Source organism: Actinoplanes sp. GCM10030250 (genome assembly GCF_042666575.1).
In the GTDB taxonomy this organism is placed as follows: Bacteria; Actinomycetota; Actinomycetes; order Mycobacteriales; family Micromonosporaceae; genus Actinoplanes.
In genome coordinates this window covers 36,480-58,932 of record NZ_JBHTDO010000046.1, presented here as the reverse complement: position 1 = coordinate 58,932, position 22,453 = coordinate 36,480, and the positions used below count along the sequence as shown (strand labels likewise).

General features: G+C 69.8%; 16 protein-coding genes. 7 read left to right on the top strand and 9 right to left on the bottom strand.

The genetic code is table 11. The features are described from left to right. Nucleotides 1–32: 32 nt before the first annotated feature. Both ACFQV6_RS38710 and ACFQV6_RS38705 read right to left on the bottom strand, forming a co-directional pair. Nucleotides 33–287, bottom strand: a complete 255-nt coding sequence (locus tag ACFQV6_RS38710) for a hypothetical protein (protein WP_378032681.1) — start codon at nt 285–287, stop codon at nt 33–35. Between the two features lie 577 nt (nt 288–864). Beyond that, the gene (locus ACFQV6_RS38705; protein ID WP_378032680.1) at nt 865–3,024 is read right to left on the bottom strand and encodes an MFS transporter; all 2,160 of its coding nucleotides are present in this window, start codon (nt 3,022–3,024) and stop codon (nt 865–867) included. A 724-nt stretch (nt 3,025–3,748) separates the two neighbouring features. On the opposite strand from ACFQV6_RS38705, the gene ACFQV6_RS38700 reads away from it, so the two are divergent. From ACFQV6_RS38700 to ACFQV6_RS38690, 3 genes are all read left to right on the top strand, one after another. After that, nucleotides 3,749–4,009, top strand: coding sequence for a hypothetical protein (locus ACFQV6_RS38700; RefSeq protein WP_378032679.1), 261 nt, complete (start codon nt 3,749–3,751; stop codon nt 4,007–4,009). A 113-nt stretch (nt 4,010–4,122) separates the two neighbouring features. Then, nucleotides 4,123–5,607, top strand: a complete 1,485-nt coding sequence (locus tag ACFQV6_RS38695; RefSeq protein WP_378032678.1) for a hypothetical protein — start codon at nt 4,123–4,125, stop codon at nt 5,605–5,607. A gap of 20 nt (nt 5,608–5,627) precedes the next feature. Continuing rightward, nucleotides 5,628–6,122 carry an HIT family protein gene (locus ACFQV6_RS38690; protein ID WP_378032677.1) on the top strand — a complete coding sequence of 165 codons (495 nt, stop codon included), beginning with the start codon at nt 5,628–5,630 and terminating at the stop codon, nt 6,120–6,122. A 362-nt stretch (nt 6,123–6,484) separates the two neighbouring features. Here ACFQV6_RS38690 and ACFQV6_RS38685 read toward each other — a convergent pair whose 3' ends face one another. Next, complete coding sequence (locus tag ACFQV6_RS38685) at nt 6,485–7,054, bottom strand: dienelactone hydrolase family protein (RefSeq protein ID WP_378032676.1); 570 nt, start codon at nt 7,052–7,054, stop codon at nt 6,485–6,487. A 67-nt stretch (nt 7,055–7,121) separates the two neighbouring features. Between ACFQV6_RS38685 and ACFQV6_RS38680 the strand changes: the two genes are divergently transcribed. Next, complete coding sequence (locus ACFQV6_RS38680) at nt 7,122–7,715, top strand: ArsR/SmtB family transcription factor (protein ID WP_378032675.1); 594 nt, start codon at nt 7,122–7,124, stop codon at nt 7,713–7,715. A 644-nt stretch (nt 7,716–8,359) separates the two neighbouring features. On the opposite strand, the gene ACFQV6_RS38675 is transcribed toward ACFQV6_RS38680, so the two are convergent. From ACFQV6_RS38675 to ACFQV6_RS38660, 4 genes are all read right to left on the bottom strand, one after another. Continuing rightward, on the bottom strand, nt 8,360–9,388 hold the full coding sequence (locus ACFQV6_RS38675) for an aldo/keto reductase family protein (RefSeq protein WP_378032674.1): 1,029 nt from the start codon (nt 9,386–9,388) through the stop codon (nt 8,360–8,362). A 528-nt stretch (nt 9,389–9,916) separates the two neighbouring features. Further along, entirely contained in the window at nt 9,917–10,471 is a 555-nt protein-coding gene (locus ACFQV6_RS38670; protein WP_378032673.1) for a GNAT family N-acetyltransferase, read from the bottom strand. A 688-nt stretch (nt 10,472–11,159) separates the two neighbouring features. Further along, the gene (locus ACFQV6_RS38665) at nt 11,160–11,750 is read right to left on the bottom strand and encodes a hypothetical protein (protein ID WP_378032672.1); all 591 of its coding nucleotides are present in this window, start codon (nt 11,748–11,750) and stop codon (nt 11,160–11,162) included. Nucleotides 11,751–12,302: 552 nt separating this feature from the next. Continuing rightward, the gene (locus tag ACFQV6_RS38660) at nt 12,303–15,281 is read right to left on the bottom strand and encodes a discoidin domain-containing protein (RefSeq protein WP_378032671.1); all 2,979 of its coding nucleotides are present in this window, start codon (nt 15,279–15,281) and stop codon (nt 12,303–12,305) included. A gap of 211 nt (nt 15,282–15,492) precedes the next feature. Between ACFQV6_RS38660 and ACFQV6_RS38655 the strand changes: the two genes are divergently transcribed. Then, the gene (locus ACFQV6_RS38655) at nt 15,493–16,734 is read left to right on the top strand and encodes a hypothetical protein (protein ID WP_378032670.1); all 1,242 of its coding nucleotides are present in this window, start codon (nt 15,493–15,495) and stop codon (nt 16,732–16,734) included. Here ACFQV6_RS38655 and ACFQV6_RS38650 read toward each other — a convergent pair. Both ACFQV6_RS38650 and secA2 read right to left on the bottom strand, forming a co-directional pair. Beyond that, the gene (locus ACFQV6_RS38650; protein WP_378032669.1) at nt 16,731–19,055 is read right to left on the bottom strand and encodes an ATP-binding protein; all 2,325 of its coding nucleotides are present in this window, start codon (nt 19,053–19,055) and stop codon (nt 16,731–16,733) included. The genes ACFQV6_RS38655 and ACFQV6_RS38650 overlap by 4 nt on opposite strands. 167 nt (nt 19,056–19,222) lie before the next feature. After that, nucleotides 19,223–21,340 (bottom strand): accessory Sec system translocase SecA2, encoded by a 2,118-nt coding sequence (gene secA2, locus ACFQV6_RS38645; protein WP_378032705.1) that lies wholly within the window; start codon nt 21,338–21,340, stop codon nt 19,223–19,225. A gap of 270 nt (nt 21,341–21,610) precedes the next feature. Here secA2 and ACFQV6_RS38640 point away from each other — a divergent pair, with 270 nt between their 5' ends. Both ACFQV6_RS38640 and ACFQV6_RS38635 read left to right on the top strand, forming a co-directional pair. After that, on the top strand, nt 21,611–22,267 hold the full coding sequence (locus ACFQV6_RS38640) for a hypothetical protein (RefSeq protein ID WP_378032668.1): 657 nt from the start codon (nt 21,611–21,613) through the stop codon (nt 22,265–22,267). Then, the gene (locus ACFQV6_RS38635) at nt 22,162–22,440 is read left to right on the top strand and encodes a hypothetical protein (RefSeq protein ID WP_378032704.1); all 279 of its coding nucleotides are present in this window, start codon (nt 22,162–22,164) and stop codon (nt 22,438–22,440) included. Before ACFQV6_RS38640 ends, ACFQV6_RS38635 begins: the two co-directional genes overlap by 106 nt. The last annotated feature ends 13 nt before the right edge of the window (nt 22,441–22,453 follow it).

Below are 22,453 nucleotides of genomic sequence, written 5' to 3'. Positions count from 1 at the left end.
GTCGTCCCCACGGCTGCGCATCCGGGCAGTCCTTAACGTGCCTCGCGCTGCTCGGTGGCACGCTCACGCTGCTGAGTGGCGCGCTCCCGGGCCTGGTCAGCGGTGGTGTGGGCCTCGGTGGCGCGTTCGCGCTCACCGCCGGCACGTTCGCGGTCCTCGACGGCGCGGGCACGCTGCTCGGTGGCGCGGGCGCGCTGTTGGGTAGCGCGTTCGCGGGCCTGGGTAGCGCGGTCGCGTTCCTGGGCGGCGTGTTCGCGGGCCTGATCTTCGGGTGCGGACTGAGTCATGCCGATTTCCTTTCCGACTGCAGGGGATACCCTTCAAATCGTCCGCGCCAAGGCAACATTAATTTCGGTGTGTCCATGGATGCGACGGAATGGGGAATGCACCCAATTCCGATTCCGATTTTCCCAGAGCCCCGATTTGATCTCGCAATGCATCGTAACTCATCTATGCGAGATCACGATAGGGTGGATCGCCGCCCTGCCTTGGTCCGCGCGAGAGCCAGGCCGGTAATGTCCGGTTCGGCGATCTTTGGTTCGGCGTGCAGATGCGGCGATAATGCCGTGTGAGCTGCGATGATTGGACTGTTTGAAACTGGATCAATACGTCCCGGAAAGACCCATCCACAGAGGATGTCAAATGGTGCTATCGATAAAGGATCTACGAGTCGTTCGCCATCCGATCTTGTAGGTACGAGCCGGCTCGGGGCCGGGCATCGATGAGGACAGGGCTCCGGGCAAGAGAGCAGCCGGCCGGCAGCACGGAGTGAAGGTGCGGTCAGCGCGGATGCCGCCGGCCGGCTCAGACGGGCGTCATCAGGAGGACTCTGATGAAGCTGCGCTGTCGCCCGTGCCGAGCGCGCTACGTGCCCTGGTTGCGAATGGCCTTCTCCAGCGTGTCGTGCTCAGCCGCCAGCCACTCCTGCCGGCGACGCAGCCAGTGGCCCACTCCGTCCGACCACATCCGGGCCCAGCCGCCGCCGTTCTGCTCGGCGGCGGCCTGCATCAGGTACCAGCTACGCCGGGCCGCCCGGTGCGCAAGGGGCAGGAACTGGTCGCGGCGCTCCTGGTCGAGGCCGTAGGAGTCGAGGAACAGGCGCAACCGGGCGGGCACATCACCATCCGCGAAGGCCGGAGCGCGGTCGGTGGGGTGCGTCAGCGGCACCCACCAGGTCGCGGTGTCCAGAACGTCGAGAAGCCGGGTGGTCGGGCGGGATACGTCCCAGTCGATGAGGGCCACCGGATGGCCGTCACGGAAGACTGTGTTCTGCGGGGTCACGTCGCAGTGACTGATGAGCTCAGGCTTGTCATACAGCCGTTCGAGGTCGGCGGGGAGCTGCACCTGTAGCTGCTGGCCGAACCATTTGGCGTCAGACGGCGGCACGAACGACTCGGAGGCGTCGTGCAGCCGGCGCAGCAGCACCGCGATCTCCGCCACCACCTCGTCCGTGACAGCCCAGGACTCGGGCGGGTTTCCCGGCACCGAGCCTTCGATGAAGTCGAAGACGTCGCGCCCCTTGTCGTCGCGGCCGTGCCAGCGTGGAACCCCGGTGAATCCTGCTCCGACAACGTGGGCCATGTAGGCGGCGACGGCCGGAGACTGCGTCAGGTGCGGGCGTCGGACGGTGTTCCCGACGCGCACCAGACCTTCGGTGATATCGCCACCAGTGAGCGGAACTTCCTCGCCCGCACCGGTCATGGGGCGCCCTTCGGGCCAGATATCCTCCTGCATTCCGTTTCTTGCACCGCCTTTCAAGGGATGGAGAAGCCGCCCGCGCTTGCGGCTGGAACGGATTCCGAGGACGCGGCCGCCTTCATCTTCGATGGGGGCGTGATGGCGAAGCGAGATACCGAGCCATCCAGCTGACGCCACAGTCGCGACGCCGGCCAGCGCTATCGCGGTGCTCGTGGATACCGCCTCGGTCAGGGTCCCGAAGATCACCGGACCGACACCCTGAAGGGTCATGGCGCCGGTGGCCAGCAGTCCGAATGCGAGCCCGCGTTCGGGCTCGGCCACGGCATAGAGGAAGCGGCGTTGCAGTCCCAGGCCATAGGCGAAACCGACGCCGCTGATCATCAGAAGTACCGCCACCAGCACGAGGGGCAGCGAGAAGGCCAGCAACACCAGGGGCGCTCCCAGGACCGCCATGAGAGGAACGGTGAGCCGTTCCCTGGTGGTGGACCGGACGAACCTGCCGACCACGAAGTCACCAACGATCATGCCAACGGGTAGGCAGGCCAGCAGCATGCCCGCTGTGGCAGGCGTGGCGCCGCGCGCGGACGCGTACGGGATCATGAGGCTCTCCGCGCCGGTCACGAAGCTCGGCGGCAGGCACTGGGCGAGCAGCAGAACCCGGACGCGGGTGTTGCCGAGAAGCGCACGAGTGTTGGCCAGGCTGGCAGTCAAGATGGACTGGCTCTGCGAAGGCGTGCCCGGAGGCTTCACCCCGCGCAGCAGGAACCACACGGTGGCTGCGGCGGACGCATGGAGGCCCGCGCTGATCAACACGGTGCTGCTGCCGCCCAGACCGGCGACGGCCAACCCGCCGAGGGCAAGCCCGACGAGCTGCCCAGCAGAGGCAGCTATGTTGAACAGTGATCGGCCGAGGACGTAGACGTCTCCGGTGAGGACCTCGGTCACCACCCTGCTGGTGGAGCCGGCGAAGATCGGCGCGGAGACGGCCACGGTCGCCACGAGCAGCAGGCTTACCAAGATCGATGGCTCCGCGAGAGCAATGATCAGCTCGATCGCGCACAGCAGCGCAAAGCCCGCGGAAATGAGCGCCCGCGGCGGAAGCCGGTCGGCCAGGGACCCGAGGAACACTCCGCCGATGACCTGCGGGAGATAGGCGATGCCGTAAGTCACGGCGGCCAGCAGCGGCGAGTTGCTTGCTTCGAACACCAGAACCGAGACCGCAACGGTACGCAGCGCGTCAGCCACGACTCCCAGCGACCGTGCGCCGAACACCACAAGGAACCTAGGCTCAGCCAGTGCGTCGCCGAAACGAGCCTGGTCTGTCATATGGCTCCTCCTGCTGATCCCGTGGGTTGCCGCCGGGCCTGTTCATCCACAGCAGCACGCCGTACCCGAGCTGCGGTTCTGGCTGTCTGACGGTCAGTTCCGATCAGGAGAGGTACGGCGTGTGCATGTCCAAGCTAGTTGCGCTCTCGCAGGCTGTCGAGAACGCCGACACCTCGAGAATCCCGCCACGAACCTGCTCGGCGGCCAAGCGTTGCCGGATGCCGGAGTTACCCACCTCGTCCGCACGGACGCAGCCGACGCGCGCCAGGCCGCAAGCGCAACCTCGTCGCCGGCCGCGGAACAGCCACCAGCACCCATGGGAACGCTTTCTCCGTACGCCATGCATAGATCCTTAGACCGATAGTGCCATTTTTCCTCCTCTGTAGACGTGCTTTCCGGAGCATATTGATCGAGTCCAAGAGAATGCGATCACCGCAGCTCAGATGGTATTCTCGCCGCATCTGAACGCCGAAGCAGAGATCGCCGAACCGGACATTACCGGCCGCGCTCTCGCGCGCACCGAGGCAGGGCGGCGATCCACCCTATCGTGATCTCGCATAGATGAGTTACGATGCCTCGCGAGATCGAAACGGGGCTCCGGGAAAATCGGAATCGGAATTGGGTGCATTCCCCATTCCGTCGCAATCATGGACACGCCGAAATAGATGCTCCGTTGGCGCGACCGATACGAAAGGTATCCCCTGCAGTCAGGAAGGAAACCGGTATGAGTCAGTCCGCACCCGAAGATCAGGCCCGCGAACACGCCGCCCAGGAACGCGACCGCGCTACCCAGGCCCGCGAACGCGCTACCGAACAGCGCGCCCGCGCCACCGAGCAGCGTGCCCGCGCCGTCGAGGACCGCGAACGTGCCGGCGGTGAGCGCGAGCGCGCCACCGAGGCCCACACCACCGCCGACCAGGCCCGTGAACGCGCCACCCAACAGCGCGAGCGCGCCACCCAGCAACGCGAGCGCGCGGGACACTAACGACTACCCGGATACGCAGCCCGGGAGGGACGCTCCTCCCGGGCTGGCTCAGGTGCGCCACCGCCGACCTACCGACGGTCACGATGCCTACGACGCGCATGAATAGGGTGAAGATGAGCATTCCGGAGCCGTCGCAGATCAGCGATGACCCAGCTAACACCGCCCCGCCGGAAGTGCTGCGCCCCGCCGCGCTGCCGGCAGTGATCATGCCGAAGGCCATCGGCTTCGACTGGCCCGAGCGGCCGACGGGAGCGAGCCTCGTCGAGCTGTTGCAGAACGAGAGCCGCCAGCTTTCGCCGACAATCCTGCTCAACACCCTGAGCCGGCTCCTGCCGGCCCTGGAGGAATGGCATCTGCAGGGTGCGGCCGTGCTGGCTCCGTGGAGCCTGCGGCTGACCGGTGACACGCTCAACGTGTGGTGCGCGCCGGGGCTGGGTGCGACGGTGGCCTGGCCCGAGTCCATGCGGCGGGTCAGCTCGCACGGGCCGAGTGCCGACCTTTTCGCACTGGGCTTCCTGCTGCACCGGCTGGCCAGCGGTCGCTGGGCCCGCGATGCGAAGCACGCGGTGATCGATGCGGGAATACTGGGCGGGGAGTGGCCGCCCGGCACTGATCTGGCGATCCTTGCCAGCCTGCACCCTGATCCCAGCCGGCGCGCCCAGACCGCCGGCGATCTGCTGGACCGGGTCAGCCCGTTCCTCGGGCATGAGGGCCGGCCACGACTGGACCGGGGCACGCGGGTCCAGGTGGCCGACGAGAGCGTCACGGGCTGGATGAAGGCACGTGGCCGTCCCGACGGCGACAACGAGGATGCCTCGGTCTGGGACTGGACCAGCGACGGCCTGGTCGCTGCGGTCCTTGACGGGGTGTCAGGTACGGGCGACGGCGGCGGCAGATGGGCCTCACGTGAACTGCGCCGCAAGCTGCGAGCCCAGTGGCGGGACAACGTCTGGGACCCGCACGAGGCGCTGAAGGGCGCGGTGGAGGCCATGAGCAGCCCGCCGATGTCAGTATCCCCGGACTCGTGCACGGTCGGTGTGATCGTCCAGGTGACCGGCACACAGGTCAGCTGGGTCTGCATCGGCGACTGCCGGCTGTACCTGGCCCGGCCGCGATCGCACGGAATGTCGGTATCCCGGCTCTCCACCGAGCATTCGTTACGCGCATCCGCACTGCGCGCCGGGCGCAAGGCGACGGCAGCGGACAGTCAAGTGGTCACCAGCGCGCTTCCCCAGCCGCAGCGCGTACTGTCCGCCGGCCGGGCTGACATCTTTCTCGGGGATGTGATGCTCCTGATGTCCGACGGCGCCTGCCGGATGCCGGACGACACCGAGGGAATCGACGACTGGCGCTTCCCCGACGTCCTTCACGAACTGCTCGGCGAGGCCGATCAGGTCCACGCCCCATTGCTGGTGTCCAAGCTGTGCAGGCGTGCCGACGAGCTGGGCGGCGACGACAACGCGACCGCTCTCGCGGTGGTGTGCGGACCGATACCCCCGGCCATCCTCAACCGCCCGGTGCGGCGGCGGTCTGTCCTGGGAGACGAAGTGGCTCCGCTGATGCAGGCCGCCGACACCTCGAACCACTCCCGGGACTGAATGGCGACACAGGAGGAAAAATGGTGGATGAATGCGGGCTGTGCCGTGGCCCGGAGATTGATAAGGAACTCGGCCGCGTCCAAGTTTGGGAAGACGAGCTATGGCGGCTTTCTACGAGCATCGGGCCGGGAAATCCGACCATCGCCTCGTCTTACCTTGAACCCAAGCGTCACATTCCCTACCTTCCCGACCTTGACGGTGCCGAGGCCGCAACATTCGGCTCAGTACTCGCCCGGTGCAGTGCGGCGCTTCGCGCGGTGACGGGAGTCGACCTCGTCTATGTCTATATCTTCGGGGGCACCCCGCATCTGCACGTTCATCTCGCGCCGCATCGGGAAGGTGACGCACTGAACACCTCCATGATCAAAGGCGAGCTGGTCCTCGAAACTCTTTCGTCCGGCGTCACCGGGTTCCAGAGCAAGGAGTACGCTGGGCTCCCCGAGGATGAACTCGAGGCCGCCGCCACGGCGCTGCGTGCCGAATTGAACGGCTTCCATTCGTCTTCGTCATCGTGAGCACCAACTCACCCGGTCGAGTAAGAACTCCTGACTCGCCCGGGTGCAACGCTATGGCTTGATCTCCGGTGTGCTCGTTGTCGCTGGCATGAGAAAGCGCGACGCAACCGTGGCTGGTCGACGACGACATCTGACCCCGGATCGAAACGCTGATCGGCGAAGCAGCGACCGCGGTCAGTCCTGGTCGTCGGCCGGTCAATGGCTGCAAGGTGCTGTGCGGAATGCTGTTCGTTCGTTCGAACTGATCGAGCCGCTGCTACGGCCGTGGCCGCGCAAGACTCCAGGGGGCCACAGTCGGGTGCCGGCTCGGCAGCGCCTGCAGGGCATCCTGTTCGTGCTGCACACGGGCATGGGCTGAATGGTCAGACGGAAGCGAGAAATGCCTGCACCCGCTCCATCAGCAGCGCGGACGCCTCAGGATCGTAGGCATCGAGCGAGGAGTCGGCGAAGAGGTGCTGGTCGCCGGGATAGACGAATAGCTCGGCGGCCGCCGAGGAGCCGGCGAGCTCGCGTGCGGCCGGCAGGTCCTCGTTGAAGAACTCGTCGCCCTCCTTGCCGTGGATCTGCACCGGCACACCCTCGGGCCACGTTTCACCGAATTCCGCGACCGGGAGGCAGGAGTGCATGAGGAGTGCCCCCCGGGCACCGGGCCGGGTCTGCGCGAGCCGCTGGGCGATCGTCACGCCGAAGGAGAATCCGGCGTAGACGAGCCCGGGTCCGAGCTCATCGGCCGCGGCGGCGCCGCGCTCCCGGATCGCGTCGAGCCCCAGCTCTCGAGCGAATCCGAACCCATCCTCGATGCTGCCGAACGTGCGGCCGTCGAACAGGTCCGGCGCGTGCACGGTGTGCCCGGTCTGTCGCAGGCTGTCGGCGAAACTCCGGACCCCGTCAGTCAGTCCTTGGATGTGGTGGTAAAGCAGCACGTCGGTCACGACGGTGAACTCCTTCCGCGAATGGTCTAGATTTCCGGAACGTTCCGCGATGCTAGTCTGTTAAGCCATGGAAGCCAACCCGCCGGACTACGAGCTAGCCGATCGGATGGCGCTGACCAGTCCGGATCAGGTGAAGGCCATCGGCCACCCGCTCCGCACGATGATCCTGCAGCTCCTCCATGAGCGTGCCGCGACCGTGACTGAGCTGGCGGAGGTGGCCCAGCGCCCTAAGAGCACGGTCGCGCACCACGTGGACGTGCTGACACGGAACGGTTTGCTCCGGGTGGTGCGCACGCGGAAGGTCCGGGCGATCGAGGAGCGCTTCTACGGGCGCACCGCGCGCATCTTCCACGTAACAGCCGAGCCATCACCCGCCGGCGAACAGATGCCGGGCGACTTCAACGACTTCGTGGTGGCTGCACGCGAATCCGCGAAGGCGTTCGAGCGTGGAAAGCTCTGGGGCTTCATCCGGCATGCGCGCATCTCGGAGGATCAGGCCTCTCAGTTCTGGGACCAGATGGTGGAACTCGTCGATGAGTTCGACCGGATGCCGAGATCCGGCGAGACCATGTACGGGTTTGCTATCGGCATCTATCCCACCGACCACCCGGCCCTGCCGGCGGCGCAGGATTCACCTCCCGGTGAATCGTGGACGGCCTGATCACGCATTGGTCAAGCCGGCTGCCGCCGTCACGGACGGACCTCCTCGTGTCGGCAGCCGGTAAATGCCTCGGAGCGGAGTCTCGCAATCGGCAACCCTGGACACGCATCGCATCCCGGCTTGCACGGCTCGCCCAAGTACGCCTGTTCGATCTTCATCCGCCTGGCGTCCGACGCACCGCTCCGCTGGACGGCGAAGTATGCCTTCGCAGTGGCTGCGCTGTCCGTGTCGTCGGTGTTGTAGGCGTGTACAGGTCGTCCCACTCGTTGCAGATCATCTCGCTGTTGCCGTTGAGTGGCCCGGGCGCCGAGACAGCCGGCGTCACCGGCGCGGGTGTCGACTCGGAGCAACCGGCGGATGCCAGCGTCACGACGCCCACGACAGTTATCGCCGCGCATCGGAACATGGCCGGATTGTAGATGGCCACAAGCCTGCTCCATGTCCGGATCTGGCGCGACCGTGCTCGCCGGCCGACAGCAAGACGTCACGCTCGGCGGCTCACCCACGCCGACGCCGTGATCTTCCGATGAGAGCAACTCTCGGTCTGGAGGAGGAGCGGCTCCCAGCTACGCGGATCGCCATGAATGACGTTGATCATGGCTGCGGAGTCGACGGCCAGGCACTCGTGGCGGTGAGAGTTGTGGCTACGCCTCCTCGCGACTCCAAGCCGCCTTTACGTCCATCATCTGGGCGGTTTTGGCGGGGTCTCGGTCTACCAGATCGCCAAGTACCGCATCGATCTCGACGATCAGGTCGCCGGAGAGACGAACGCCGGCCGCCGCGGCGTTCTCAGTGACCTGTTCTGGACGGGTCGCGCCGATGATCGCCGAGTTGACGCCGTCCGGCTGCAGTGTCCAGGCAAGCGCGAGCTGGGCCATGGACAACCCGGCTTCATCGGCGAGCGGACGTAGCCGCTGGACACGCTTGAGGAGCTCCTCGCCGAGAACCCGGCGGATGAATCGCGGCGCGCGGCCGGCACTCGAAGCCCGCGATCCCTCCGGCGGCGGCCGGCCGGGCAGGTACTTACCGGTCAGCACGCCCTGAGCAAGCGGCTGAAACACTATCTGCCCGATACCTGCGCTGCGGCACAACGGCAGCACCTCCGGTTCGATGACTCGCCAGAGCATGTTGTACTGCGGTTGATTGGCGACGATACGGCTGCGGAGACCCATTTTCTCAGAGAGATCAAGAGCGGCCCGGATCTGCGGCGCGGTCCATTCGGAGACGCCCAGGTAGAGCACTTTGCCCTGGCGAACAAGATCGTCGAATGCGGTCAGCGTTTCGTCCAGGGGAGTTCGTTCGTCGAAGCGGTGGGCCTGGTAGAGGTCAACGTAGTCAGTGCCGAGCCGGCGTAGCGAGGCGTGACACGATTCCATGATGTGCTTGCGAGACAGGCCTCGATCGTTCGGTCCGTCGCCGGTCGGTAGGCACACCTTCGTCGCGATCTCCACCGATGCACGGCGTACTGGGCGCAGTGCTTCACCGAGGACTTCCTCAGCGGCGCCGAAAGCGTAGACGTCGGCCGTGTCGAACGTCGAGATACCGGCGTCCAATGCGGCGCGAATGCAGGCCAGCGCCTGGTCACGGCCCACGAGTTCGCCATGCGTCAGCCAATTCCCGTAAGTGATCTCACTAATGCTGAGGCCGCTGCGTCCGAGGCGTCGATGATCCATGGACAGTGATCTTAGCTACGCGTTGCTGCTTACTCGTCTGCCGCTGATCGTGCACGTCGGTCAGCGACGGCCCGTCGCGCTCAATGGTCGCCACCGAGCCCAAGCCGAAATGCTGAACTGCCGAGATGAAGGACTGTCAGGCGTTGCAGTCGATGCCCTGCACGGACCACAGGTATCAGTGAGCAATTTTCAACCTGGCATCGGGCCCGAAGCCGCCGGGCCGTTGTCCGGCGTCGCCGGCCGACGCCCTCGCCACGTTGAAAAAGGCTCAGTGGACGGCACGGCGATTGTCGGCAGGCTACCTTCGGCGCTGGAGCAATGGTTGATTGATCGCGCCGCGACGCGGCCACCCGAGACCGAGTTCGTCTACATGAGCGCAGGCGTTCACGGCGGTGGGCGCGGATCCGGTCAGCGAGGTGGTTCAGGCTCCGATGGGACAGCGGGATCTTGGCGGGGTAAGCCAAACAGCGAGGCTCCCAGGTTTCGATGTCTCCATCAGCCTTGGGGCGGGACAGACGTTTCGCCCGGTCAGGTTGCCGGCGGATGAGGCACCGGCGTGATCGTGGGCGCCGGGTCGTCACGCAGCCGGCTGTACAGGTATCCGTCGCGCCAGGCCCCGTCACGGAACTCACACGCCCGAACTACGCCCTCGAGTTGGAAGCCGGCCTTCACCAGGGATTTCTGCTCGGCGGCGTTCTCGGGGTGCGTCCCGGCCTGGATGCGCTGCGCCGGGCTGTGGCTGAACAGGTAGTCGGCAAGCAACGCCTGGGCTCGCCAGCCGATACCCATGCCGCGCCATTGCGGCAACAGCACGATGCCGATCTCCCAGTACGTGGCCATGCCGCTGTAGACCCCTTGCCGGTAACTCACCAGCCCACACGCCTGCCCTCGCACATCGACGATGAGCCGGCCGTCTCGTTCGCCGAGGTATCCATCCTGGGCGAACCGGCGGGCCGGCTGCTGCGCGTCCTTGAAACCGGACCAGTCCAGACCTACGAGGTACGGCTCGGTAAGGAACCGCCGAAACATCTCCAGGTCCGACTCCACAACCGGCCGCAGCCGTAGCCCGTCCCCGTCCGTCATAGGGGCCAATGTTAGCTGTGATCATCGACCGGATCTCCGCCGCGAAGCCCGGGCGGAAACCCCGAGCCGACGTCTGCGGGGAGCCTGCACGGATCTGCCGCTCCGGGTGGAATCTCGATCAGGGTATGCGTCGCTTGACGCACTGTGAACGCGATGCTCGGGCTGCGGATCTTCGAAGCTTGCGGCGCCAACATCGCCGACCTCGGCGAAGGAACACGCCACCGGGTACTCAAGGTTCGAGAAAGGCGCCCGCAAGGTCCTCGACCGCCACCCCGACTACATCCTCGCCTCGCCCACTGGGCCATGGATCCGGGCAACGCTCCTGCCGTCCTGGACCACGAGGGTCATCCGCGGTCGGCCCAGGGCCGGTCGGTAGCTGAGCCGGGCATCCCGCTGCCGCACCTCGGCGCTGCCGCGACACGTGCGCTGACCGCGCACGGCGTTGTCCGGCTCGAACAGGTGGCCGGGCCCAGTGAGAGCGACGTGCTCGCGCTACGTGGAGCCGGGCTTACGCTCTTCGCCACCTGCGAACCGCGATGGACGCGGCCGGGCTGTCCTTCCGTGACGACTCTGGCGCCTCGCCGCATGCCAGCGCCACACCAGAGACGTCCTGACAACTCGTCTGCAAGCCGCCGCCGCGAGGGCAGAACGATCTCGGAGCCCTCAGACTTCCCTCACCACGACGGGCTCACGATCCGATGGCGACCTCCGGCCGGGACGGCTCGGGTGAAGTCGCATGTGTGGCAGCGATGAAGTCGCCGATCGTGGAGGCCAGCAAGTCGTGAAGGAGGGTGTCGGGATCGCCGGAGCAGGCTCGGGCGATGCCTTCGACCGCGTAGTGGACGGCGGCTCGGGCGCCGCGGTCGCGGAACGCCCGCAGCGACACCGGGGTCTCGGCCGTGTATCGCTCGGCCCAGCGGGCGGCGAGCGGCACCTGCGCCAGAGCCCGCGCGCCGATGGCATCGAGCTGATCGGGTGCCGGGCCGTCGAGGTCGTTGAGGAGGCGGCGGGCGGTCAGGACGGTCACTGCCATCGCGCGCTGCCGTTCCTCAGCGGCAACCGGGAGGGCGGTGGCTGCGGCGCGCAACGCGATCCTCAGGTCGACGCGTACGTCATCGCTGGTCAAGCCGACCACGGAGGGCACCAGACCGACCAGCCGGCGCCGGCCCTCGTCCGAGGAACAGTCGTTGACCATGCGGGCGAGGTGTGCCAGCAGCGGATGTGTGCAGGCGGGGTGGTCGGTCCACCGTTCCCCGGCCAGGTATGACGCGAATTCCATGAAGCAGGCGCCTCGGCGCGGATGCCGGTGCTTACCCCGCGACAGCATCGGCACCAAGCTCGGCGTACCAAAATTTCTGCCCCACACGATGCCCTCCATCGGTCGGCGTCTCTTCGGCCAGTGTCACCCCGGGCGGTCGCCGCTGCCCATCCATTTACCACGATCTGCGCCGACGGTCGGCGCAGTGATGGCAGAGCCGGATCTCCAGCATGCGGTCATCCTCGCCGGACGGGCGATCCGTGCATGCCGCCTCGACGCCGGCCCGGCACCCCGCCGTCACTCCGGAGGTGAGCGAGGAACAGGGCGAACGCTAGGGCGCCGGGCTACCGGTCACCACGAGCGACCGGAGGCGGCCGGTGTTGTCGAAGAAACCGAAACCGACGCGGCCGGTGCGGAACATACGGTCGACGGCGGTCATGCGAGGGTTGGCGGCGCCGTCGATGTATACGGCGATCTCGCCGGTGGCGGGCAGGTGTCAGACGCGTGCCTGGACGACTTCCGAGCCGGTGAGCTGCCAGCATGCCGGGGTGAACGGCGTCCTCCGGCAGAGAGTCAGAGCGGACTGGCCGAGATCTCGACGAGTTCCGCGTCGCCGGCGGTCCAGCCGGGCACGGCCACCGCGAGATACCGCACAGTGGACGGCGCGCTGAACGCGGTGTAGGTGATGCCGTCCGCGGAGGACTCGATACGTGCCGCGCGTTGCGGGCCGCCGGTCCAGGTCAGCGACACGGCGGCTACGGCGCTCGCCGCGCCCAGGTCGACGACCATCCGCCCGTTCGGGCCGGGGCGCCAGGCCGTGCCGGGGTTGCCGTCGACGGCGTACGACGGCTCCCCCATGCCGGCGGGCAGCGGTGAGGTGGGGAACGTCGTGCGCCCGCGGGCCAGGTCGGCCGTGGGGGTGACCGGCCCGGCGATCGGCACGGCGTAACCGCGGGTGCCGCCGGCGGGGACTTGCGCCCGGGCCTGCCAGGTGCCGGTGCTCAGGCGTACGTCGACGGCAGCCCCGGCCGGCGCGGTAACCGTGACGTGGTGCGAGTCGGCGACGTTGAAGCGGGTCCCGGTCGGGGCCCGGCCGGTCACGGTGAAGCGGGCCGGCCGCACCGCGCCACCACCGGCGGGCACCGAGGCGGTCAGGTCGAGCCCGCCGTCCGCGCGCACGATCGACACTCCTCGGTACAGACGGTCGCCGCGCGGCAACGTCAGCACCGCGCCGTTGATCGCGGCCGAGGACAGGTTGAGCAGCGTCAGGAAACCGTCGGCGTCGCTGAGCCGCAACGCCGCCGGCCCGCCGGTGGGCAGTCTCCGACCGGCCGCCGCGGGCAGGTCGGCGCCGACATACCCTTCGATGAGGGTGGCCTGCGGAATGGTGACGCGCACCGGCGACGCGATGACCGGGCCGGTGGCACCGTGCGCGACCAGACCGGCGCGGCCGTCGATGTCCGCCCAGGCGCCCAGCGTCGCGGTGGCGGGGGCGGTGGCCGCGGTGGTCCAGGTGGTGCCGTCGGTCGAGGTCTGCACGAGGTACGCGGTGGCGTACGCGGTCTCCCAGGTCAGCGTCACGCCGGTGACCTGGACGGCGCTGCCGAGGTCGACGGCCAGCCAACTGTCGGCGCGGCCACGTTCCTCGCGGGCCACCGCCCACCGGGTGCCGCTGTTGCCGTCGACGGCGTTCGCGGCCGGGTAGGCGGGGTCGGCCGACGACGCGGTGACGGCGCGGCCGAGGGCCCGGTCGGTGCCGGCGGCGTCGAACACCTGGAGCCCGAACAGCGAGTAGCCATACTGCCCGGCCGCGGAAACCCCCGAAAACCTGACAAACCTTATGGTACGGGGAACGAACGTGATCCTGTCGGTGCCGCCGTCGCCGAGACCGGCCGAGGGTGTCACCGTGCCGCCGGCGCCCGTGAAGGTGCGATCGCCGTCGAGGCCGGGCACGCCGGGCATGGTCAGGTTGAACAGCGTCAGGTGTGACGGGCCGGGCCCGGCGTAGACGACGGTGCCCGTGGGCAGGGTCGCGTAGCCCGCCCACCCGGCGGCGGTCTGCAGCACTGTTGCCGTGGCGTCGACGCCGTCGCGGGCCGCGGTGTACGCGGCCGTCCAGGAACGGGCCGGCGGTGCCGTCTGCGCGGGCAGGAACGCCGGCGCGCGCGTGTCGATCAACCAGTTGTCGTGGCCGGGCTGCCACAGGAACCGGACCTGCCCGGGCTTGGTGACGGCCGCGGCGAAGGCTGCGGTGCTCTGGTGTGCGGTCAGCCCCACAGCGTCGCCGAAGGTGCGGGCACCGGCCGCCGCCGCGAAGAACTCGGCGCTGGTCACCGGCGTCACCGGGGCGGTGCGCCACTGGTGGAACAGGTAGGCGATGGCGAGTTCGGCGCGGGCCTCCGGCTCGTACTTCTCCTCGCCGCTGAACTTGGTCAGCCGGTTGACGGGGGTGTACCGCAGGTACGGCATGAGCCGGGCGGCCAGGTCGGCCTCGGCGCGGGCGGCGTGCCGGTCGCCCTGCACCTGGGCGAGGAACGCCAGTGGCAGCACGTCACGGCCGTAGAGGTGGTAGCGGTCGGCGACCATCGGCATCACCGGCTCGCCCGCGTCGCTGGCGAGCAGCCGCAGGGTGGCCCACAGCTCGCGGCCGTTCGGCTGGCTGGTGAGGACCTGCGGCAGGGGCTTGGCGGCGGCGAGGAAGTGCGCGGCGGCGCGTCCGGCCGTACGCCAAAGTTCTGCTTGGTAATGGGGGTTGACTGATTCGTGGTTCTCCACGACGAAGGTGTCGTGCAGATTGTGGGCCACGTTCACATCGCGGACGGCGCGGCCATCGATGATCGCCGGGTTGGCCCGGTCGGCGGCGGGCAGGCCGCCGGCGTTGGCCGCCCAGAAGACGAACCGTTCCTTCCAGCGCGCCGCCTCGGCGTCGCCGGCCGGGGCCCAGGCCAGGCCAGGGGCGATCGCCTGGGCGTAGACGCCCATCTCCTCCAGCTTGGTGTCGCCGCGGTAGCCGCCCGCGCTGCCGTTCGGTGTCCAGGAACCGCTGAGCGGGTCGTTGCCGGTGCCCAGCCCGTAGGCGTAGGCGGCCTGCGCCCGCGCGATGGTGCCGACGTTCGCGCGGGTGGCCGCGTCCAGGTCGGCCCAGAGCAGCCGGGCGGCGAGCACGAAGTACAACTCGAAGGTCGAGTCCCAGAACAGGCGCTGCCCCCACTCGGTACCGCCGGTGAGCCGGTTGGTAGCGGCGAACCGGGTGATCGTGGTCAGTGTCTGCCGGCGCAGCGTGACCGCGTCGACCCCGGCCAGGTCGGCGTCGTAACCGTCGGTGGTGAGCAGCACCGCGTTGCCGAGCACCGCCGCGAACCGGAAGTCGGCCAGACGGTACGCGCCGATCGCCGGGTCCCATTGCTGCTGCACCCATCGGGTGTGCGCGAGGAGCAGCCGGTGATACTCATCGGCGACCGGATCGGCGGCGCGGGCGAGAGCGGGCCGCGGCAGAGCGAGGGCGCCGCCGGCGGCGCCGGCCAGAGCGAGCAGAGCACGGCGAGTGGGCATACACGGCACTCTTCCCAAGGGCATCCGCGGTAGTCAATGCTTTAGTTAACTCTGTGAACAGATAATTTTCATTGGCAACCACCTTTGCCGCGCCGTGTCCAACGGTGTCCAGCGGCGTCCAGGATCCGGGGCGGTTCCGCCCCGGCACAGACATCGTCGGTCCTCGATGGGCCGCCGGTACTCCGACCGGCGGCCAACCGAAGGAGGACCAGTGAGAAACCTCGGACGACTCGCGGTGACGGTCTGCGCCCTGGCACTCTCGGCCGCCGGGCCCGCGGCACCCCCCGCCCACGCCGCACCGCCCGGCAGCACGTTCGGCGCCGAGGCGGAGCCGGTGCCCGGCGGCTTCGCATCGTGGTCGGAGCTGTTCACCACCCAGGACCGGATGAACGTCGCCGGAACCCGCGTCACCGCTCTCGGACGTGCGGATGCGCGTTCCGGGTACGCCGGCGTCATCGCCGATCCGGCTTCCCGCGAGCTGCGGGTGTACTGGAAGGGCGCGGCACCGGCCGGGCTGTCGGCGAGAGCGCGCTCGTCCGTACCGGTGCGGGTGTTGCCGGCCGCGTATTCCGAGCGTGACCTGCAAGCCGCGGCCGAGCGGCTGCTGGCTCGCGCGGGCGGCCAAGTGACCATGGTCGGTCCCCGGGCCGACGGCTCCGGGCTGCTCGTCGGCACCGGCGGCGCGGCGATTCCGGCCGCAAGGTACGCGGGCGTGCCGGTGACGCTGGAAACGAACGTCAAGCCGGTGGCGTTGACCCGGGTCAACGACGCGCCGCCGTGGTCCGGTGGCGCACGCTGGCAGAACGCCACCCGTGGCGGCAGCTGCTCCACCGGTTTCGGCGTGGTACAGGCCGGCGTCAACCGGGTACTGACCGCCGCGCACTGCGGCGAGCCGAACCACCTGGCCGAGGATCCGGCCGGACAGGACATCGGCCGGGTCGGCACCGAGGACGACGGCAACGACGTCATGGTGATCAACGGCAACTCGCAGGGACGGGTGTACCTCAACACCTTCGACTCGCTGGGCCGGGTGGTCCAGGAGTTCTCCAGCCCGGTCGTGGGCACCCGCGCCAGCCAGGTCGGGAACATCCTCTGCACATCGGGCTCGTTCTCCGGATCCCGGTGCCGGGTCTCGGTGAGCGCCACCGGATTGTGCATCAACCTCTCGACGCCGTCCGAGGGCACCGTGCGGGTGTGCGGACAGGTCCGGGCCGATCAGCTCGACGGGCTCGCCGCCGCCGGCGAGGGTGACAGCGGCGGCCCGGTCGTGTCCTTCGACGGTGCGGGCACCAGCCGGGTGCTGGCGCACGGCACGATCAGCGCCGGGAGCAGCGCCCAGGAGGTGGCGTGCCGCGGGTACGACACGTCCGACCGCAACTGCTCGTCGCGGATCTTCTTCGAGGACATCACCACGGGCCTGGCGGAGATGAACGCCACCATCCTGCTCGGCTAGCGATCAGCCGGCCCGGGCTGGCCGAGTCTGGCCCGCACCGGGCCGGCGTCCGGGTGGTCGAGCTGGTCGAGCATTTCCAGGGCCATTTCCCACGTACGCTCGGCGGCCGCGCGATCCTCGGCCGCCGCGAGGGTGTCGCCCAGCCGCACCAGCGAGTCGGCCTCCTGGTACCGATGGCCGAGCGTGTGCCAGAGCGCACGGGCGCGCAGGTAGGACTCGGCCGCCTCGTCGTGCCGGCCGAGCATGTGCTGCGCCTGCCCGAGACTGTCCCACGCGTTGGCGGCGCCGAACCGGTCGCCGATCTCCTGAAGCACGTCGAGGGCCCGCCGGCAGTACTCCACCGCCTCCCCGTGCCGGTCGAGCAGAGTCAGCGACCAGCCGATGCTGTTGTACGCCCGGCCCCGGCCGGACCGGTTGCCCGCGGCGGTGAACAGGCGCAACGACTCCTCGCTGTGGCGCAGCGCGTCGTCCTGCCGGTCCTGCCGCGCGGCGACCCAGGTCAGGTCGAACCCGATCCGGCCCTGCCCGGAGAGGTCGCCGGCCGCACGGTACAGATCGCGGGCCGCGGTCAGATGGCCGACCGCCTCGCCGGGGCGGCCGAGGTGCACGCCGGCCCGGCCCAGGCCGCGGCGGACCGGCGCCTCCTCCGCCGGGTCACCGAGTCGCCGCGCGGCCGGCAACGCGACGTGCTGCACCGCCACCCATCGCGGCCAGTGCCCGCGGCGTTCCAGGAAGTGGGCCAGGGTCCGGGTCAGCCGGCACGCGTGCCGGTCGAAGCCTTCGGCCGCGGCCAGCGAGACCGCCGCGATCAGCACCGGCACCTCGGTGTCGAACCAGGCGAGCGCGGCCTGATGGCCGGCGATCGGCTCGGGCGTGACCGCGGCGGCGGCCGGCGGGACCGGGATCGGATCGCGGTGCTCATCGAGCCGCAGGTCCGCGGCGTGCGCGGTGTGCAGGTAGTGGTCGAGGAGCCGGCCGATCGCCGCACGCCGGCCGGCGGCGGTGTCGACGGCGCCGGCCAGCTCGGCGGCATAGGCCCGCAGCAGGTCGTGGCAGGCGTAGCGGTCCGGTGCGGACTCGGCCGTCAGGGAGGCGTCGGTGAGCTCCCGCAGCGCCGGGCGCACCTCGGCCGGCGGCGCACCGGCCAGGCTCGCCGCCGCCGCCCCGCTGACCTCCGGGCCGGGATGCAGCGCCAGCAGCCGGAACAGGCGGGCCGCGGCCGGGCTGAGCGACCGGTACGACCAGGAGAACACGGTACGGACGTCGGAGCGCTGTTCGGCGCCGCTGAACGGCTCCAGCCCACCGCGCGCCGCGCACAGCTCCTCGGCCAGCGCACCGAGCGGGAACTCCGGGTTGAGGGCGGCCCGGGCGGCGACGATCGCCAGCGCCAGCGGCAGTCGCGAGCAGGACGCCACCATCGCCTCGGCGGCCCTCGGCTCGGCGGCCAGCCGGTCGGCGCCGAGCCGGGCGGCGAGGAGTTCCCGTGACTCGCCGGCCGTGAGCAGGTCGAGCGGGATCGGCCGGGCGCCGTCGAGGCTGACCAGCCCGGCCAGCCGGTCACGGCTGGTGACCAGCGTGCGGCAGGAATCGCCGCCGGGTAACAGCGGCCGCACCTGGCTCGCGTCGCGGGCGTTGTCAAGCACCAGCAGCAGGCGCCGCTCGGCGAGCAGGCTCCGATAGAGGGCGGCCTGGGCCGGTGCCGTCGGCGGGATCTGGTGCGGCGGCACGCCGAGCGCGTCCAGCACCGAGCGCACCGCGTCGTCCCGCGAGACCGGCACGCCCGCCGGATCGTAACCGCGCAGGTTGAGATAGAGCTGGCCGTCGCGGAACCGCTCGGCCACCCGATGCGCCCAGTGCAGCGCCAAGGCGGTCTTGCCGACGCCGGCCGTGCCCCAGACGGTGACCACCGGCGCCGCCTCGCGGCCGTCCGGATCGATCAGCCGGTCGAGCTCGGCCAGCGGCCCGGCCCGGCCGGTGAAACCCGGCAGGGCCGGCGGCAGATGCCCGAGCACCCGGCCGGCGCCGGCGCGCCGGCGCTCCTCGACCAGGTCGCGGGCGGTGGCCAGCCGGCCCTGCTCGGCCGGGGTCGCGCCGAGCAGCCGGACCAGCACGTCGAAACGGTCGGTGGGTGGCAGCACCCGCCCCGCCAGGTATTCGCCGATGATGCCGTGCGACCAGCCGGTCTTGGCGGCGAGCTCACGGTAGGTGAGCGGATTCGCGCCTTCCCGGCGTGCCTCCCGGCGGCGGAGCCGGCGCAGCACAGCGGCCAGGGCGGCGACGGTCGTCACATCGGCGATCTCCCGCCGGGACAGCTCGGACACCGGGCAAGCATAGTCATTCATCGATTCCTTGAGAGTGGGGCCGCGTCGCGCGCCACCTCTGGCAGTCCGTCGGCCGCCCCGGCTCGGCTCGCCGACCTGGTCGCGGCCCGCGCACACGCTGAGCAACAGGCCCGGGACAAGGCCGGCGACAAGGCATTCGACACCGCCTACGCCGACCAGCCGGAGCGGAGCAGGTTGCGGACGCCGGCGAAGAACTGCTCGAGACCGGCGTCGAACGGGGTGTCGTCGACGACGTAGGTCCAGGTGGCGCTGGGGCGGTCGAGAACCGGGTCGGGCGAGGCCGGGTCGAGAGCGGCGAACGCGTCGGCGGCACGCTGCTCGGCCGCCGGGATCAGCTGCCGGAAAACGGGGATCGCGGCCCGGTGGAACTCGTCGAGCGGGTCCAGGTTGGCGATCGAGCGCAGGTGGATGCCTTCCCGGAGTTCGGCCATGGCGGACAGGTGATCGGCCCACGCCTGGTCCAGGTGGAACAGCAACAGCTGCCGGGCCACCGCCGCGAGCCGCCGGTCGACCAGGTGGAACCGGGCCATCACCTCGAGCGCGCGGTCGGTGGTGAGGATTTCCTCGCGGTAGGCGGCGATCGTGGTTCGGTGCTGTTCGAGCAGGTAGTGGTAGCGCCAGGTGTTGCGGTGCACCTCGAGATCGACCTGTTCGGCGAGGCGCTGGGCGTCGGCGGCCGGGCGTGGGCCGTACCGCAGAAGCAGCTCGTCCTCCTTGCTCACGAAGAACACCGAGCCGCCCGGATCGCCCTGCCGCCCGGCCCGGCCGCGCACCTGATCGTCGACGCGGCGGCTGTCGTGGCGGCCGACCCCGATCACGTAGAGACCGCCGAGCGCCGCGACCCGCGCGTGGTCGGCCTGGTCACTGCCGCCGAGCCGGATGTCGACGCCGCGGCCGGTCATCTGGGTGGAGACGGTGACGGCCCCGGGGAGCCCGGCCTCGGCGACGATCGCGGCTTCCATGGCGTCGTTGCGGGCGTTGAGGACGGTGCACGGGATGCCCGCGTCGCGCAGGCGGGCGCCGAGCGTCTCCGAGTCGGCGACGCTCGGCGTCGCCAGGAGCACCGGCCGGCCGGCCGCGTGGGCCCGGGCGACCTCCGCGACGACGGCGGCGTCACGCTGGCCGGTGGTCTCGTGGACGCGGTCGGGTGCATCGAGGCGGATGCACGGCCGGTGCGGCGGCAGGACGGCGATCTCCAGGCCGTAGAACTCGCGCAGTTGCTCCCCGACCGGCAGGGCGGTGCCGGTCATCCCGGCCACCTTGCGGTACTGCCCGAGCAGCGCCTGCAGGGTGATCGTGGCCAGAACGGTGCCGCCGCCGCTGCCGGTCAGCCCTTCCTTGGCCTCGACCGCGGCCTGTAGCCCGTCGGGCCAGCGGCGGCGCCGGGCGACCCGGCCCCGGAAGCCGTCGACGAGTTCGACCCGGCCGTCCCGGACGATGTAGTCGACGTCCCGGACGAGCAGCGCCGACGCATACAGCGCCAGGTTGACGGCGGTCAGCAGATCCAGGTTCTCCGGCTGGTAGAGGTGGACACCGCCGAGACCCTGCTCGGCGAATTCGATGCCGGCCGGGGTGAGGTGCACGGCCTGGTTCTCGTCGGCGACCGTGTAGTGCTCGTCGCGGATCATCGCCCGGACCAGCGCGGCGATGCCGGGCGCCAGGTCAGCCCCCGCGCCGGTGGAACCGGCCAGCACCAGCGGCACACGCGCCTCGTCGACCAGTATCGAGTCGGCCTCGTCGACGATGACGGCGTGCAGGGGCGGCTGCACCCGGTCCGCGGCGCCGGTGCAGAGCCCGTCGCGGAGGAAGTCGAAGCCGGCCTCGTTGACCGAGACGTAGGTGACGTCACGCCCGTACGCCACCCGCCGCTCCTCCGGCGTGGAGGCCTCGGTCACCCAGCCCACGGTGACGCCGAGCCGCTCGTAGAACGGCCACATCCACTCCACGTCACGCCGCGCCAGATAGTCGTTGACGGTCAGCACGTGAACCGGCCCGCCCTTGCTGAGCTCGGCCGCAGCGATCGCGGCGGTCAGAGTCTTGCCCTCACCGGTCGCCATCTGCACCACCCGGCCGTCGATCAGCGCCAGAGCCCCGACGAGCTGCTCGTCGTACGGCCGCAGCCCCAGCGTCTGCCACGCCGTCTCCCGGGCGATCGCACAGAGCTCGGCTCGTGGCGTCCCTGTCCCCCGGGCCTCGGCCCAGAGCGGCCGCAGGTCGACGGCCGAGCCGGGCGGCCGCACCACCCAACGCCGCAGGAACTCCATCCAACCCGGAAGCGCCACCGTGTCCCCCTCACGTGCCGGCATCCACTGTGCCCGACCCCAGCAGACCGCTGCCACCCTCCTGCCCGCCAGGTCCGGGCGGCCGTCGAGATCCGTCCGACGGACGCGAACCTGACACCGGCCCGCGCCACGACGTGGGCGGCCTGCGGACACGCGGGCGTGAACAGCGATTGACCATGATCTGACCTGGCAGGTGAGTATCCGCACGGCTGACTCTGGGTCCTCTGAAGCATCACCGTCCGGAGGCAGCCCATGATCCGATCGCTCGTACCGTCGGTGAGCACCGCCAGGCGTTCGCCGATGTCGCCGCTCGCCGCCTGGGCCGCCAGCCTGGCGGCCACCGCGGCGTCCACCTACGCGTTGGACCTCTGGGCGGCGGCCGCCGGAGCCGGTCTGGTCGCTTCCGGGTTGCTCGCCGATCTCGATCATCGATCGGTGGTGGTGTTCCTCCTCGTGACCTACACGGTCTGGGTGTTCGGGCTGCGCGCCAACTTGAGGGCGAACGGTTCTCTGCTGGCAGCGACAGGGGCGAGCACCAATGTGCTGTCCAAGCTGGCGTACGACATCACCCGGCGCCGGTGGGGCGATGGGCGCGCCGCTCGCCTGGCCGCCGCTGTGGCATACACCGCCACCGAGGTCGCCAAGGAGGTGCCGTACTACACGGCCGCATTCGGCGCCGCCGCCGTGACCGACTCGATCACCACCGATGACGCACTCGTCTTCCTCGCCGGCGCCAACCTCGGCGCCGCGCTCTACGAAGCCGCACTTGCCCGCCTCACCCGGAGCATCCTTCGCCGGCCGAGATCCAGCGGTGGATCGACCGTGCGCCGGGCGCCCACGACTGGCGGCCGTTCGTCCGCTACACCCTGCAGTGCGAGGGCAATACCCGTCCGGCCGACGACGAGGTGACCGCACGCGAAGACCTCACCAGAACAAAGATCACCACACTGGTACGGGTGGACCTGCCGCACGAGGGGATCGAGGTCATACCGACGGCCCAGCACGGTTCCCACGGCTACGCCGCGATCCTGCTCTGGCGGGCACGCCGCACTGCGGCGCCCAGCGGCAGGTTTGTCGGCTAGACGCTGGCGCGAC

What these genes read in the sequence shown, in the direction of transcription:
- ACFQV6_RS38710 (WP_378032681.1), bottom strand. Translation starts at nt 287, where the DNA reads ATGACTCAGTCCGCACCCGAAGATCAGGCCCGCGAACACGCCGCCCAG.
- ACFQV6_RS38705 (WP_378032680.1), bottom strand. Translation starts at nt 3,024, where the DNA reads ATGACAGACCAGGCTCGTTTCGGCGACGCACTGGCTGAGCCTAGGTTC.
- ACFQV6_RS38700 (WP_378032679.1), top strand. Translation starts at nt 3,749, where the DNA reads ATGAGTCAGTCCGCACCCGAAGATCAGGCCCGCGAACACGCCGCCCAG.
- ACFQV6_RS38695 (WP_378032678.1), top strand. Translation starts at nt 4,123, where the DNA reads ATGAGCATTCCGGAGCCGTCGCAGATCAGCGATGACCCAGCTAACACC.
- ACFQV6_RS38690 (WP_378032677.1), top strand. Translation starts at nt 5,628, where the DNA reads ATGGTGGATGAATGCGGGCTGTGCCGTGGCCCGGAGATTGATAAGGAA.
- ACFQV6_RS38680 (WP_378032675.1), top strand. Translation starts at nt 7,122, where the DNA reads ATGGAAGCCAACCCGCCGGACTACGAGCTAGCCGATCGGATGGCGCTG.
- ACFQV6_RS38675 (WP_378032674.1), bottom strand. Translation starts at nt 9,388, where the DNA reads ATGGATCATCGACGCCTCGGACGCAGCGGCCTCAGCATTAGTGAGATC.
- ACFQV6_RS38670 (WP_378032673.1), bottom strand. Translation starts at nt 10,471, where the DNA reads ATGACGGACGGGGACGGGCTACGGCTGCGGCCGGTTGTGGAGTCGGAC.
- ACFQV6_RS38665 (WP_378032672.1), bottom strand. Translation starts at nt 11,750, where the DNA reads ATGGAATTCGCGTCATACCTGGCCGGGGAACGGTGGACCGACCACCCC.
- ACFQV6_RS38660 (WP_378032671.1), bottom strand. Translation starts at nt 15,281, where the DNA reads ATGCCCACTCGCCGTGCTCTGCTCGCTCTGGCCGGCGCCGCCGGCGGC.
- secA2 (WP_378032705.1), bottom strand. Translation starts at nt 21,340, where the DNA reads ATGGAGTTCCTGCGGCGTTGGGTGGTGCGGCCGCCCGGCTCGGCCGTC.
- ACFQV6_RS38640 (WP_378032668.1), top strand. Translation starts at nt 21,611, where the DNA reads ATGATCCGATCGCTCGTACCGTCGGTGAGCACCGCCAGGCGTTCGCCG.